The 13762-nt window shown below is 70.7% G+C and carries 14 protein-coding genes; 6 read left to right on the forward strand and 8 right to left on the reverse strand.

All coding sequences use genetic code 11. From position 1 onward, the window contains the following. Positions 1-227 precede the first annotated feature (227 nt). Genes VGC13_RS09050 through mobB form a run of 3 tightly spaced genes read right to left on the reverse strand, consistent with a single transcriptional unit; the run spans position 228 to position 3121 of the window. Entirely contained in the window at positions 228-632 is a 405-nt protein-coding gene (locus tag VGC13_RS09050; protein ID WP_331124915.1) for a nuclear transport factor 2 family protein, read from the reverse strand. A 37-nt stretch (positions 633-669) separates the two neighbouring features. Next, positions 670-1962 (reverse strand): gephyrin-like molybdotransferase Glp, encoded by a 1293-nt coding sequence (gene glp / locus VGC13_RS09055; RefSeq protein WP_331124916.1) that lies wholly within the window; start codon positions 1960-1962, stop codon positions 670-672. Further along, a complete protein-coding gene (gene mobB / locus VGC13_RS09060) occupies positions 1952-3121 on the reverse strand; it encodes a molybdopterin-guanine dinucleotide biosynthesis protein B (RefSeq protein WP_331124917.1) in 1170 nt (389 codons plus the stop codon). Before mobB ends, glp begins: the two co-directional genes overlap by 11 nt. A gap of 121 nt (positions 3122-3242) precedes the next feature. Here mobB and VGC13_RS09065 point away from each other — a divergent pair, with 121 nt between their 5' ends. Further along, the gene (locus VGC13_RS09065) at positions 3243-3956 is read left to right on the forward strand and encodes a BON domain-containing protein (protein WP_331124918.1); all 714 of its coding nucleotides are present in this window, start codon (positions 3243-3245) and stop codon (positions 3954-3956) included. 568 nt (positions 3957-4524) lie between these two features. Further along, positions 4525-4857 carry a DUF2442 domain-containing protein gene (locus VGC13_RS33620; protein ID WP_414682986.1) on the forward strand — a complete coding sequence of 111 codons (333 nt, stop codon included), beginning with the start codon at positions 4525-4527 and terminating at the stop codon, positions 4855-4857. Here VGC13_RS33620 and VGC13_RS09070 read toward each other — a convergent pair whose 3' ends face one another. From VGC13_RS09070 to VGC13_RS09090, 5 genes are all read right to left on the reverse strand, one after another. After that, entirely contained in the window at positions 4858-5958 is a 1101-nt protein-coding gene (locus VGC13_RS09070) for a hypothetical protein (protein ID WP_331124919.1), read from the reverse strand. Continuing rightward, a complete protein-coding gene (locus VGC13_RS09075; RefSeq protein WP_331124920.1) occupies positions 5955-7058 on the reverse strand; it encodes a quinone-dependent dihydroorotate dehydrogenase in 1104 nt (367 codons plus the stop codon). The genes VGC13_RS09070 and VGC13_RS09075 overlap by 4 nt, the downstream gene beginning before the upstream one ends. 221 nt (positions 7059-7279) lie before the next feature. Beyond that, on the reverse strand, positions 7280-7417 hold the full coding sequence (locus tag VGC13_RS09080; RefSeq protein ID WP_331124921.1) for a hypothetical protein: 138 nt from the start codon (positions 7415-7417) through the stop codon (positions 7280-7282). Between the two features lie 606 nt (positions 7418-8023). Beyond that, the gene (locus tag VGC13_RS09085) at positions 8024-8473 is read right to left on the reverse strand and encodes a DUF1801 domain-containing protein (protein ID WP_331124922.1); all 450 of its coding nucleotides are present in this window, start codon (positions 8471-8473) and stop codon (positions 8024-8026) included. A 128-nt stretch (positions 8474-8601) separates the two neighbouring features. Further along, positions 8602-9402 carry a hypothetical protein gene (locus VGC13_RS09090; RefSeq protein ID WP_331124923.1) on the reverse strand — a complete coding sequence of 267 codons (801 nt, stop codon included), beginning with the start codon at positions 9400-9402 and terminating at the stop codon, positions 8602-8604. Positions 9403-9547: 145 nt separating this feature from the next. Between VGC13_RS09090 and VGC13_RS09095 the strand changes: the two genes are divergently transcribed. The 4 genes from VGC13_RS09095 to VGC13_RS09110 all read left to right on the forward strand — a co-directional run bounded on the left by VGC13_RS09095 (position 9548) and on the right by VGC13_RS09110 (position 13550). Beyond that, positions 9548-10042, forward strand: coding sequence for an LURP-one-related/scramblase family protein (locus tag VGC13_RS09095; protein WP_331124924.1), 495 nt, complete (start codon positions 9548-9550; stop codon positions 10040-10042). A 166-nt stretch (positions 10043-10208) separates the two neighbouring features. After that, the gene (locus VGC13_RS09100; RefSeq protein WP_331124925.1) at positions 10209-11585 is read left to right on the forward strand and encodes an acetyl-CoA C-acetyltransferase; all 1377 of its coding nucleotides are present in this window, start codon (positions 10209-10211) and stop codon (positions 11583-11585) included. 83 nt (positions 11586-11668) lie between these two features. Further along, positions 11669-12580: a hypothetical protein gene (locus VGC13_RS09105; protein ID WP_331124926.1), complete on the forward strand. Its 912-nt coding sequence runs from the start codon at positions 11669-11671 to the stop codon at positions 12578-12580. An 85-nt stretch (positions 12581-12665) separates the two neighbouring features. After that, entirely contained in the window at positions 12666-13550 is an 885-nt protein-coding gene (locus VGC13_RS09110) for a 3-hydroxybutyryl-CoA dehydrogenase (protein WP_331124927.1), read from the forward strand. The last annotated feature ends 212 nt before the right edge of the window (positions 13551-13762 follow it).

The raw sequence follows: 13762 nt of genomic DNA on the forward strand, positions 1-13762 counted from the left end.
GCCAGTGCCGGAGCGGTGCAGCGGGGCACCAGCAGCAGACAGTAGATTTCTCAGTCGGCGCGCCGGATTTCGTGCGAGCCGATGGTGCGGTGTGGCGCCTCCTTCGAAATGACATACGGGCGCGAGCGCAGGGATTCTTAAACACACTCTCAGGCTCAGGAAGTCAATCACGCTGGGAGGCTTGGCAACACCCTCTCAGGAAGTCACTTGACGCAATCGAACGATCCTCACCACGGATCGAAGCAGTCGTAGTTGCGCTGGGCGGCGATGCGGCCGTCGCGAAAGTCCAGGAACACGCCGAACCGCGCCCGCATCTGCCCGCCGGCCGGCAGCGAGCCCAGCGGGATCGCCACCGTGCCCGTCCACTGCACCTCCAGCGCGACCCGCTCGCCACCGGCCATGGCCGACAGCACCTCGTACCGCTGCGCCTGCATCACCTTCTGGCCGCGCTCCGCGCCCTCCAGCAGCTCGGCCAGCCCGCGGCGCGCGCCATTCGGCACCAGGCGATTCGGAAACTCCTCCTGCACCACGTCTTCCGTGAACCAGCACGCCAGCGCCTCACCCGTCGCGCCGCCTTCGATGGCGGCCAGGTAGGCGCGCGCCGTCTCCAGGTTCTGCTCCTCCGTCGTCATCGTTGGATCGATGGGTGGTTGGGGATGATTTCGCGGCTCAGAACGGCGCCTCTTCCACCAGCGGCGCGCCGCCCAACACGACGACGCGCACGTTTTCGCCCGGAAGGACGTCCGTGTCCGCGGGGACGATGGCGAGGCCGTCCGCGGCGGCCATCGACGTGCCGACGCCGGAGCCCTGGGAGCCGGTGAGCCGCGCGGAGGTGGCGCCGTCCTCGCGCGCCAGCCGCACGCGGGGAAAGTGCATCATCGTCCCCCGCGCGGCGTACGCGTCGCGCATCACTGCATCGATGGTGGGGAGGTGGATGCGCGCGCGGCCGCACATCCGCAGCAGCGCGGGGCGCACGAAGAGCTCGAAGGTCACCATCGTCGAGACGGGGTTCCCCGGCAGCCCGAACCAGGGGATGCCGCCCAGCGCGCCCACGTGCCCGAACGCCATCGCGCTGCCGGGGCGAATGCGCACGCGCCAGAACTCCACCTCCGTTCGCATTTCGCGCAGCGTGCGCACCACGTAGTCGTGTTCGCCCACGCTGATGCCGGCGGTGGTGACCAGCGCGTCGCACCCCGCCGCGCGCTCCAGGTGCTCGCGCAGGCTCTCCGGCGTGTCGCGGGCGATTCCCAGGAGGCGCGCCTCCACCCCGCACTCCGCCAGCTGCGCCGCCAGCGCGTACGAGTTGGTGGATACGATGCGCCGCCCCGTGCGCACCTCGCCGAAGTCCTCCACCGGCACCAGCTCGTCCCCCGACGCCAGCACGGCGACCACGGGGCGGCGGACGACCGGCAGCCGCGCGCGCCCCACCGCCGCCGCCACCGCCAGCTCCGGCGCGCGCAGCACGGTCCCCGCACGCAGCACCACGTCACCCGTTCGCACGTCCTCGCCGCGAGGGCGCACGTTCTTCCCCGCGTCCGCGTCGCTGCGGATGCGGACGCTCCCCTCCGCCGTCCCGATCCCCGATCCGCCGTCCGTGTGCTCCACCCGCACCACGCCGTCTGCGCCGCCGGGGACGGGCGCGCCGGTCATGATGCGGATCGCCTCCCCCGCGCCGACGGGCCGCGACGCGAAGTGCCCCGCCGGCACGTCGTCCACCACGCGCAGCACGCGCGGCGCATCCACCGATGCGCCGCGCACGTCCGCCGCGCGCACGGCGAACCCGTCCATGGCGCTGTTGTCCCACGGCGGCAGGTCCACCGGCGAACCGACGTCCTCCGCCAGCACCGAGCCCAGCGCCTCCAGCAGCGCACGCTCCTCCGCGTCCAGCACCCGCACGCCGTTGAGGATGGCCGCGAGCGCCTCCGGTGCCGTCAGCCAGTCCGCCGCGCGCTCAGCCGGCATGGCCGAGGACCCGGTGGATGATGAGCTCCGCCACGCGCCCCACGTGCGCCGCGGGATCATCCGCATCCATCACGATGGCCGGCACGTCCGCCCGCAGCTCCGCATCGTCCGTCACCAGCGCGAGGAATCGATCGCGATCCGCCGCGTCGTCGTACAGCGGCCGGTCGTGCACGGCGCGGCGAAAGACCTCGATCCGCGGATAGGGGCCCTGCTTGTAGCCCTCGATCAGCACCAGGTCGTATCCGCGCCCCGCGTAGAAGTCCCGCACCAGCGCAATGGGATCGGGCTTGCCGTCCATCCGCATCACCAGCGCGATCTTTCCCGCGCCGGCCATGAGGGTGGCCTCCGCCTCCCCCTCGTTGAAGTGCCGCCAGCTGTCGCGTCCCGGCTGGTCCGTCTCGAAGGCGTGGTGGCCGTGCTTGATGGAGGCCACGCGCAGCCCCCGCCGCCGCAGCTCCGCCAGAACGGCCACCGTCAGCGTGGTCTTGCCGCTGTTCTTCCGTCCGACGATGCAGACGGCGGGGGGCACGCTCCGCTCCTCCGCCAGGCGCAGGTCATCCACCGTGTTCACGTTCAGAAAGAGGAGATCCGGGTCACCGACGCGCCGCACGTCCGCCAGCGGGATGATCTCGGCATCCACGCCGCCGATGAGCAGGCGGTGCACGCGCCGCTCTCCGTCCGCGATCATCCGCTCGATCCGCGGGAGGCAGCGGATGGAGTACCAGGCGCACAGTGGCTCCATCCCGCGCCGCCCGCCGCTCTCCGGGACCACGGCGTCGGCCCGGGTGGATGCGGCGCGCTCCACGATCATCCGCAGCAGCGGCGCAGACACCCAGGGCATGTCGCAGGCGACTACCAGCGCGCCCGAGTTTCCGCATTCCGCCGCCCAGCGCAGCGCCGTGTGGATGCCGCCCAGCGCGCCCAGCCCGGGAACGTCGTCCAGGCGCATGGGCAGCCCCAGGTCCGCGAAGAGCCCCGGATCGTTGGCGGAGATCACGACCTCCGGCACCGCCCCCTCCAGCGCGTCGCGCACGCGGTCCACGATGCGGCGCCCGCCCACTGTGGCCAGCGCCTTGGGCGCGCCGAAGCGGGTGCTGGCGCCGCCGGCCAGGATCACGCCCAGGGGCGGTTGTGGAGGAGTGTGCGCAGGGGATTCCATTCGCCGAAGCTAGGGTCCGTGCCCGGCCGCAACAAGCCGGGAGGGGGGAACGGGACTTGCGCGCCGGCCGGGCGGCGCCGGGATGCGGGCGTGGGGCACGAGCCAGAACGGGGAGGCGAGGATGCACCGGTACGACGGGGGATTTTCGGGAGGATGGGGGCCGCGCCGCGGCGGCTACGAGTGGAGCCGTCCGCCCCGCGAGATCATGGGCGGCGGGCGGTGGAGCCCGCGCGACGTGCAGTACGGGCGCTGGGAGGGGCCCGGCGGCTACGACCGCGGCATCTACGGCGGCGCATACGAGGCGCCGCAGGGCGGCTACGCCGAGGGGCCCGGCCGGCGCGTGGGCTGGGGCGGCTACGGCGCGGACTTCCAGGGCGGCTATCCCGGTGACTTCCAGGGCGGCTATCCCGCTGATTTCCGGGACGGCGGATACGCGCGCCAGCCCTTCATCCCCGAGCAGGCGTACCAGCGCCACCCCGAGCTGAGCCGCCAGCCGGGCCCGCGCGGCGAGCGCTGGGGCTACGAGCTGGACGACAACGGTTGGGAGATGGATGACGACGAGATCCTGGACGCCGTGCGCCGCCGGCTGTACGAGGACGTGTGGGTGGACATCGACCGGATCGACGTGGAGGTGGAGGACGGCGTGGTGACCCTGCGCGGCGAGGTGGACGACTTCATGGAGGCGCGCTACGCCTGGGACGACGCGTGGGAGACGCAGGGCGTGCGCGGCGTGCTGAACCACCTGACGGTGCGCGTGGACCAGCCGCAGCCCCAGCCGCACGGGGACGTGGTGCCGCAGTCCAGCGCCGGCGCGTCGTCGGAGCCCAGGGGATAAGGGGATTAGGGGACAGGTTACAGTGGGATGCAGGGCGAGCCTGGGGAGTGTTCCTCCGGGCTCGTGCTGCGCCGGGGGGGCTCACCCGCTCGCCTAGGCTCGCACCCTCCCGCAACCGGGAGAGGGTATAAAGGTAGTAGCTTGTTGCGGAGCGTTCCCGCGAGTGCGGTGCAACGAGCGGCAATGGCGAATGAATTCGGTGCAACAACCACACGAAAGCCGCCTTCGCGGACTAGCAGGTGTGAAGTAGGGCAAGTGTCTGCGCCACGTTGCGGGTTGGGTGCTTCCCTCTCCGCGGGGAACGAGCGGGGAGGGGCCCCTCGCCGGCGCCAGCTCAATGTCTGTCGCCCAGCCTCCACCCGTCGGCATCACCAACCTCCCCCAGCAGTTTTGGGGAGGGGGCGAGTAATATGATACCAGATCCTGAAAAAGAATAATCGTACAGAGGAACAGAGTCAGACAGAGGAAGCCAAGATGATATTTCAGCTCGCTCTGTCTGACTCTGTTCCTCTGTACCCATGAAGGTGTTGTTTCCTGGATTCGGTATGAGCATGAATGAAGGAGAGGTATGGGCCGACATTGGAGGCCGGCAAGTCTCAACGATGAAGAACTCGACCGCCAGTTCCTTGCCGGCGTCGCGGCTGAAGCGGCGGCTGCGGCGGTCGAGCCTCGTGCCAGTTCCGTCCGCTACGATACCTCGCGCCGTACTCTCGTCCTGCAATTGCGGGACGGGACGTTCGTGGCGGTGCCCGTAAGCGATTGTCCCGCACTCGCAGGGCTGGAGGACGAGGTGATCGGGGCTGTGCGCATGACTCCATCAGGGTATGGACTGCACTGGGACAGCGTTGACATCCATCTCGCCGTCCCCGCGGTGATCGGCTCGGCGCGGTGTCGAGGATAATCAGACTGCGCCCAGCGCGTCGTTGAGGAGGCGGATGAACTGGGCGGTTTCGCGGACGCGGTCCAGCGGGTGCATCCAGCCGGCGTGCGCGGAGTGGGCGAACAGGCCCGTGATGGTGGTGGATGCGCGGGCGGCGGGCGGCATCATGGACTGCAGGCGCAGCGACTCGGTCCAGGGGATCAGCCGGTCGGCGCGGCCATGCGAAAGGATGACGCGGCCCTGGATGGCGCCCAGGTGCGGCCGCGGGTCCAGCGCGGGAAAGCGCTCCAGCATGGCCCGGCCCAGCGCGTCGGCCAGGCGGCGCGCGGCGTCCATGTCGGCGGGCGTGGTGCCGGAGGGCGGCGCCAGCAGGTCCCACACCTCGCGCCCGGCGGGGGAGAGGCGCTCGCGCGTCTCGCGCTTCATGGCATCGTACTCGGCCTCCCACGCCATCACCCCGCGCCGGCCGGCCTCCAGCGCCAGCGCGTGCGCGGCGGCCTGCACGTCCCCCATCCCCTCCATCCCCGGGACGGCCGTCAGGAAGTTGCCGGCCAGGATCCACCGCCCGTACGGGTCGGGGTCGATGCGCTCGCCCTCGCCTTCCCACTCGTGCTCGCCGGTAAAGGTGCAGCGCACCATCCGCGTCACGTCGCAGTACGCGCCAAAGGCGACCACCGCGCGCAGGTCCGGCTGCAGCGCCGGGTCGGCCGCGGCGATCAGCGCCTGCGTGGCCCCGAACGAGAACCCCACCGCGCCCACCCCGCCGGGGCGCACCTCCGGCCGGCCGGCCAAAAAGCGCGCGCCGGCGGCCAGGGTGCGGCGGGCGCCGTCCAGGTCCAGCGTCAGGTTGCGCCAGGCGGGGACGTCCGGCACCAGCACCACCGCGCCCGACGCCGCCAGCGAGCGGACGAAGCGCTTCATGGCCTTGTGGTGGCGGCCGGGGACGGTAAGCCCGTGCAGCACCACCCAGCCGGGCGCGGGGCGGGGGCGGTCCGGCAGGTACAGCGTGGCCTCGCGCCGCTCGCCGTCCACCTCCACGAACGTCTCCGTCTCGCGGACGGAGGCGGCGGCGTCGCGCAGGTAGGCGCGCAGAAAGCGGGCGGTGCGCGGGGTGGGGATCACCGGTGCGCCGCCCCCACGGCGTCGCCGATCGACTTCATCCCCTCGCGGCGCAGGCGGTTCAGCAGCCCGCGGTTGATCTCGCGCGCGATGCCATGGCCGCGGTAGATGAACCCCGTCCACACCTGCACCAGCCCGGCGCCCGCGCGCACCATCCGCCACGCGTCGTCCGCGCCGAACACACCGCCCACGCCCACGATGGGCAGGCGGCCGCCCGTGGTGCGGTAGACCCGCGAGACCACCTCCACGGCGCGGCGGTGGACGGGCGCGCCGCTGATGCCGCCGGCCCCCATCCGCTCCACCTCCGCGGCGGGCGTGCGCAGCCCGTCGCGCGAAACGGTGGTGTTGGTGGCGATGAGCCCGGCGACGCCCTCCTCCAGCGCGATCCCGGCGGCTTCTTCCACCTGCGGGTCGGTGAGGTCGGGGGCGATCTTGAGCAGGATGGGTTTGGGCGCCTGCCCGCGGGCGGCGGCGAGCGTGGCGGCGCGGGCGCGCAGGGCGCGCAGAAGCTCGCGGAGCGGCGCGGCGTCCTGCAGCTGCCGCAGCCCCGGCGTGTTGGGCGAGCTCACGTTTACCGCCAGGTACGCGGCGAACGGCTCCAGCAGCTCCAGGCTGCGCAGGTAGTCGGCGGCGGCGTCTTCCAGCGCCGCCGCCTTGCTCTTGCCGATGTTGATCCCCAGCACCGGCTCGATCGCCGTCCGCCTCAGCCTGGCCGCCACCGCCTCCGCGCCGGGGTTGTTGAAGCCCATGCGGTTGAGCACCGCCTGGTCCGCGGGAAGGCGAAAGAGACGCGGCCGCGGGTTGCCCGGCTGCGCCAGCGCCGTCACCGTGCCGATCTCCACGAAGCCGAAGCCCAGCGCGCCCAGTGCGTTGAACGACTCGCCGGCCTTGTCGAACCCGGCGGCCATCCCCACCGGGTTGGGAAAGCGGATGCCGAAGCGCTCGCTTGCCAGCGCGGGGTCGCGCACCTCCAGCAGCGCGCGGGCGGCGGCGCGCTGCGGCGGCGTGAGCAGCGCCGCGTGCAGCGCCGCCGTGCCCAAGCGGTGGGCCTGCTCCGGATCGAGCGAAAAGAGGGCGGGGCGAAGCAGGTCGTAGAGCGGCATCCGGGCGCGGCGCGGGGCGTTCAGGTGGAAGGCCCGGACGCGCTCTTCAGATGCGCGCCCGGGCCCGGGTCCCACGCGGCGAAGCTTAGGCGCGGCGCCCGGCGCGGGCAAGGAGAGCGGCGGGTCACCTCCGGCAGCCCGTACACGCAAACGAAGGAGCCCGGACGCGCGGTGGTGCGCGTCCGGGCTCGTCGTGTCTCCGCGTCTGGATCAGCGGCCGATCAGTGCCCGCCGCCGAACCCGCCGGCCCAGGCAAAGGAGATCACGGACACCACGGCCAGCCAGACCAGTCCGAATGCCAGCCCGGTAAGGGCGGCGTTCAGGGTGGAGCGGGCTTCCGGATCCTCACGATATCCCATCTGTCTAACCTCTTGGTCGGGTGCACGGGCGGCGCGTGTGTCAGTTCGTCGGCGGGGAATTTTTCGCCCCGGCGCCCGTTGCACAAGCCCCCACGGCAACATCGTCCGCCGTGGGGTGCGATCCGAATGCGCGGACGTGGCTCAGGACGTTTCGCCAAACCCGGAAAAGCCACACGTGCCGGCGAGATCCTTCGGTCGGCGCCAAGGTACATCGTACGAGCAGGTTGCGGGAGCGGCGCCTCGCTGAACAGAAAACCCTGAACCCAGCGCGATCTGTCATTCCGAGGGAGCGCCGCACGGCACCTTGTCCAACCACGGAACCCGGTGCGCGACCGAGGAATCTACTTTCCGTTTCCTCGTGGCCCGCCGCAACGCCCCGGACTGGCCCTGTCTGGCGGTTTCGCCACCGCGGCAATGGCGCGGGCTACCGCGTCCGCCCCCCCGCGGGCCGACAGTAGATTCCTCGGCCCTGCAATCTGTGGGGCATTCCTCCGGCGGCAGCGTGGGCGGGCCTCGGAATGACAGTCCGTGTTGCTTCAACAGGGTGCGCGGCGCGGCGCTCCTTCAGGATGACAATCGTGGCGGGGAGCGTCAGCAAACACCCTCTCACGCCCTTGCCCCTGCCTGCTCCCGCGCGCGCTCGTACTGCGCGATGAACTCGGCGGGCGGCGTGCCGGCGATCAGGGTGGCGATGGCGTCCAGCGGCAGGTCGTCCAGCTTCTTGAAGCGCAGGCACGACTTGCCCATGTCCAGCTTTTTGCCGGCCCTGGCGAACTCGTCGCGCAGCCACTGCTCCCGCCCCACGCAGCTCAGGTACAGCGCGTAGTAGTTCTTCTGCGCGGCCAGCGCGGCGTAGGACAGCGGCTGGCGGTTGTAGGTGTCGGGATAATCCTCCAGCGGCACCACGTAGCCGATCATCCCGAAGCCCATCCCTTCCCGGTACCCCTTCGGCAGGCTGCGCAGAACGACGTCGCGCACGGCCGAAACCACCGCGCGGCGCTCCTCGGGCAGCTCCTGGAGGTACTGCTCCACCGTCTCGGCTTTGCTGCTGGCCATCGGCGTTCAAGGGAGGAAGTACGTCGGCGGATGCACGTCGACCGAAATTTATCCGAAGGGCACGGGCGGACGCAAGGAAACATGCGTGGCGAGCGGGAATGGCGGACTTCTGGAGCCGGCGCCGCCTTTCAGCCTCCCGCCGCGCCGGTGGGCTCGAGGGGTTCCAGCGGCTCGAGAGGCTTTACGGCCTTCAGGACGCCGGGCACGGTGCCGAAGGTGGCGTTCACCGCCGCGGACGAGATGGCGAGCTTCAGGTCCAGCGCCACGTTGCGAAAGCGGTCGGCGCTCTCGGGCGGAATGGTGACGCGCGTAAAGAGGATGACGGCGTAGAACTCCCCCGTCACCAGCACCCCGCCAAAGCCCAGCACCGAGCACACCGCGTAGCGCTGCACGAAGTCCTGCGCGGGGATGTGCGGGCTTCCCTGCGCCTGGGGCACGTAGAACACGTTGAACGTCTTGCCCTCCGCGCCGCGGATGAGGGTCGCGTCGGGATCCACCACCATCCGCACGTCCAGCCCCATGGCCCGGACCAGCTCCGCGATCATGGGCGCCTGCTCCACCACTTGCACGCTGGCCAGCGGAATGGCCTGGTGGCCGCGCGACGACTCGCGCGCGTTCCACTCCGGCTCGGCGCCGGCGGTGGCCAGCAGCGTCAGGCACTGCATGTCGTCGGACGGCGGGTCGGGCGCCAGCACGCCGCGCGCGAACGCCTGCAGGTCCGGCGGCAGCCCGCCGTACGCGTGCGTCTTGTAGAAGCGCGCCAGCAGGCACTCGCGGCCGCCCTCCGCGTCGCGGCACTCGTCGTGAAAGTAGTGGACGACGGTGCGCGCCACCTCCTCCAGCGTCCCGGCCTCGCCCGCGCTCTTGCGCAGGTCCAGCCCGCAGCGGAGCATCTCCTTGAGCCCGAACTGGGTGAGCGAAAAGCTCATGAACGTGGGTCCCTCGATGGATGGGCGACGCGGACGGCCGACACGCGGTGCCTGCACACTCCGCGCCGGGCACGACTCCGGCTCGGTGCTTGCCCGGCATGCGCGGCTCGCACGCGGACGGATACCGGAACGGGGATGGACGACGATGGCGCGCTACAAGATGCGGCAGCACCTGATCTCGCTGGGCGAAGACTTCACCATCGAGGACGCGAACGGGCGGCCGGCCTTCAAGGTGGACGGCAAGGTGCTGCGGATTCGCGAGACGTTCGAGATCACCGACATGCAGGGCAGGGAGGTGGCCACCATCCGCGAAAAGAAGATCGCCCTGCGCGACAGCATGAAGATCCTGCGCGGCGGCGAGACCATCGCCACGGTGAAGAAGGCGCTGATCTCGCCCTTTCGTGACCGCTTCGGCATCGACGTGGCGGGCGGCGAAGACCTGGGCGTAAAGGGCGACCTGCTGGACCACGAGTACGAGATCCGCCGCGACGGCCGCACGGTCGCCAGCGTCTCCAAGAAGTGGTTCGCGCTCACCGACACCTACGGCATCGACATCGCCCAGGGCGAGGACGAGGGGCTGATCCTGGGCGCCGTGGTCGCGCTGGACGAGATGGCGCACGATGCGGACGAGGGGAAGTAGTTTTTAGGGGAGAGGGAATAGGGAACAGGGAATAGGGAATAGCCTGCAACTGCTTCCAGGACGTACGGCCCGGGGGATCACATGCTCCGGGTCGATGCGGATGGCGGCTCGACTCTCCTCGCTCCGCGGAGTTCTGCGCGGGAAGGACCGGGGGCGGGACGGAGGGATGCAGCGGCGTGCGCGTGAGCGCGGCTCATCGGCCGGAACGGTGGAAGTCCGCTTGACGCAACGACCTTCGGCCGGTATTCTGCCACGTTTCCCTTCCGCCGCGATCCATCAAGAGACGCAAGAGGTCGATCCAGACATGGCTACGCAGGGCAAGGACACGGACGTCGTCTTCCTCTCCGCCAAGCGGACGGGAATGGGCACCTTCGGCGGATCGCTGAAGGACTTTTCGGCCACCGACCTGGGGGTGTTCGCGGCAAAGGCCGCGCTGGACGAGTCGGGCGTGCCCGCCGAGGAGGTGGGGCACGTGGTCTTCGGCAACGCGCTGCAGACCTCGTCCGACGCCATCTACCTGGCGCGCCACATCGGCCTGCGCGCCGGGCTGCCGATGGACACGCCGGCGCTTACGCTGAACCGCCTGTGCGGCAGCGGCTTCCAGGCCATCATCAGCGGGGCGATGGAGATCATGCTGGGCGAGGCCGAGGTGGCGCTGTGCGGCGGCACCGAGAGCATGAGCCAGGCGCCCCACGTGATCCGCGGCGCCCGCTGGGGCGACCAGCGGCTGGGGCCCAGCGGCAAGTTCTACGAGGACCTGCTGTGGGAGGCGCTCACCGACACCTTTGCCGGCTGCAGCATGGCGGTGACGGCCGAGAACCTGGCCGACAAGTACGGCATCACCCGCGCCGAGGTGGACGAGTACGCCCACCGCAGCCAGACGCTGGCCGCGGCCGCGTGCGAGCAGAAGCGCTTCGACGCCGAGATTACCCCCATCACCCTCAAGAGCCGCAAGGGCGACACGCTGTTCGCCTGCGACGAGCACATGCGGCCCGAGACCACGATGGAGATGCTCGGCAAGCTGAAGCCGTACTTCAAGGAGGGCGGCACGGTGACGGCCGGCAACGCGTCGGGGATCGGCGACGGCGGCGCGGCGGTGATGATCGCCAGCGCGGCGTACGCGCAGCGCAACGGCCTGCAGCCCATCGGCCGCCTGGTCAGCTGGGGGATCGCCGGCGTGGAGCCCAAGCACATGGGCATCGGCCCGGCGCCGGCCTCGCGGCTGGCGCTGAAGCGCGCGGAGATGGACGTGGGCCAGATGGACCTGGTCGAGGTCAACGAGGCCTTTGCGTCGCAGTACTGCGCGGTTGAAAAGGAACTGGGGCTGGACCGCGAGCGCGTGAACGTGTCGGGCGGCGCCATCGCCATGAGCCACCCGCTGGGAATGAGCGGCGCGCGCATCACCGTGCACCTTCTGCACGAGCTGCGTCGCCAGGGCAAGCGCTTTGGCCTGGGCACCGCCTGCATCGGCGGCGGGCAGGGAATCGCGCTGGTGGTGGAGGCGTTCCCGGCCGCGGCCCAGCAGGCCATCGCGGCGGATTGAAACTGAAGTGACGAGTACCTAGTACCTAGTGCCGAGTACGGCGATCACTAGGTACTCGGCACTCGGAACTTGGTACTTCTCTCATGACCGACTCCAGCGGATCCTCCGGCGGGCACCTGCCCGGCAAGCCGCCCGCCCCCGGCGGGGGGCTGCCGGCGCGGCGCCTGACCAGCCACGAGCTGGAGGCGGTGATCCGCCGCGCCGTGGAGATCCAGGCGGCGGCGGGGACGCCCGACGAGGGGATCTCCGAGGGCGAGGTCATCCGCATCGGGCAGGAGCTGGGGCTGGACCCGGTGACGGTGCGCCGCGCCATCACCGACGTGCGCGGGCGGCCGCCCGAGGAGCGCGGCCTGCTGGCCCGCACGGTGGGGCCCGCCGGCATTCGGGCGGCGCGCACCGTCCGCCGGCCGGCCGCGGCGACCGGGCTGCTGGTGGAGGAGTACCTGCTGAAGTGCGAGTACATGCTGGTGCAGCGGCGCTTTCCCGACCGCACGCGCTACGTGCGCGGCACCGGCGTGGCCGCGGTGATGGGGCGCGCCGCCCGCAAGTTCGGCGCGTCGCACGCGGCCATGGACCTGGCGCAGCTGGACGTGTCCGTCGCGGCGCTGGACGCCGAGACCTGCCTGGTGGAGGTCTCGGTGGATACGTCGGGCACGCGCGCCGGGCTGGCGGCGGGGGCGGCGGCGGTGGGCGGCGGCGGCGCGGCGGCCATCGCGGCGGCGGTGCTGGCCACCCCCATCATCGACCCGCTGGCCCTGCTCAGCCTCCCCACGCTGCTGGGCTCGTGGTGGGGAATGCGCGGCATCTACGGCGCCGTGCAGCACTCCACGCAGGACAAGCTGGAGTCGTTCCTGGACCGGCTGGAGCACAACGAGCTCAAGCTTCCCACGCCGCGCGGCCCCTTTGGCGGCGGGGGGTTCAGCCTGGGCGGCGGCTGGGGCGGCATCAGCCTGGGCCCCGGACCGCGCGAGGGACGGCGCGACGAGCGGCGCTAGGCACGAAAGCGGCCGCGCGGCACGGGCGGATGCGGGTTTTCTGATCGACCAACACCTTCTGAGTTCATCTCAACGGAGACATCCGATGGCGGAGATCAAGCGGGTCGGCGTGCTGGGGTGCGGGCTGATGGGCAGCGGCATCGCGCAGGTGTCGGCCGCGGCGGGGTACGAGACGCTGGTGCGCGAGGTGAGCGACGAGCTGTGCCAGCGCGGCATCGGCGGCATCGGCAAGCAGCTGGGCAAGTCGGTGGAAAAGGGAAAGATGGCCGCCGAGGACCGCGACGCCATCCTGGGCCGCCTCAAGGGCACCACCAGCCTCGAAGACCTGCGCGACTGCGACATCATCATCGAGGCCGTGGTCGAAGACCTGGCCCTGAAGAATCAGATGTGGCAGACGCTGGACTCGGTCTGCGGGCCGGAGACGATCTTCGCAAGCAACACCTCGTCGCTGACGATCGCCGACATGGCGGCGGCCACGAAGCGGCCCGAGCGGATGGTGGGGCTGCACTTCTTCAACCCGGTGCCGGTGATGAAGCTGGTGGAGGTGGTCAAGACCATCGCCACCGACCCGGCGGTGTTCGACACTGCCTTCCAGTTCGCGAAGTCGCTGGGCAAGGAGCCCATCGTCTGCAAGGACAACTCGGGCTTCGTGGTGAACCTGCTGCTGGTGCCGTACATGATGGACGCCATCCGCGCGCTGGAGCAGGGCGTGGCGACCATCGAGGACATCGACAAGGGGATGCAGCTGGGCACCGGCTACCCCATGGGCCCGTTCGTGCTGAGCGACTTCGTGGGGCTCGACACGCTCGACAAGATCGGCGGCATCATGTTCGACGAGTACAAGGAGAAGCGCTACGCGTCTCCGCCGCTGCTCAAGCGCATGGTTTCGCTGGGCTACTTCGGCCGCAAGAGCGGCAAGGGCTTCTACGACTACTCCGGCGAGAAGCCCGTCCCCATGCCGCTGGTCTAAACCAGGGCCCGGGCCGCCGAACACAAAGGGGAGCACTCCGGTGCTCCCCTTTTTCTGTGACCCCGCGCCCCCGGGTAGCAGCTCCCTTGCTCAGTGACGCTGGCGAATTATCTTTCGGGTAGGCGCAATTGGGTGCTCTCCTGCCTGGAGGTGGAGTTGGCTCGAACGCGAATCGAAAGCAGCGATCCCTGCCCGTTCTGCAGCGGACGCTC

The sequence above is a fragment of the Longimicrobium sp. genome (genome assembly GCF_036399255.1).
Taxonomy (GTDB): Bacteria; Gemmatimonadota; Gemmatimonadetes; order Longimicrobiales; family Longimicrobiaceae; genus Longimicrobium.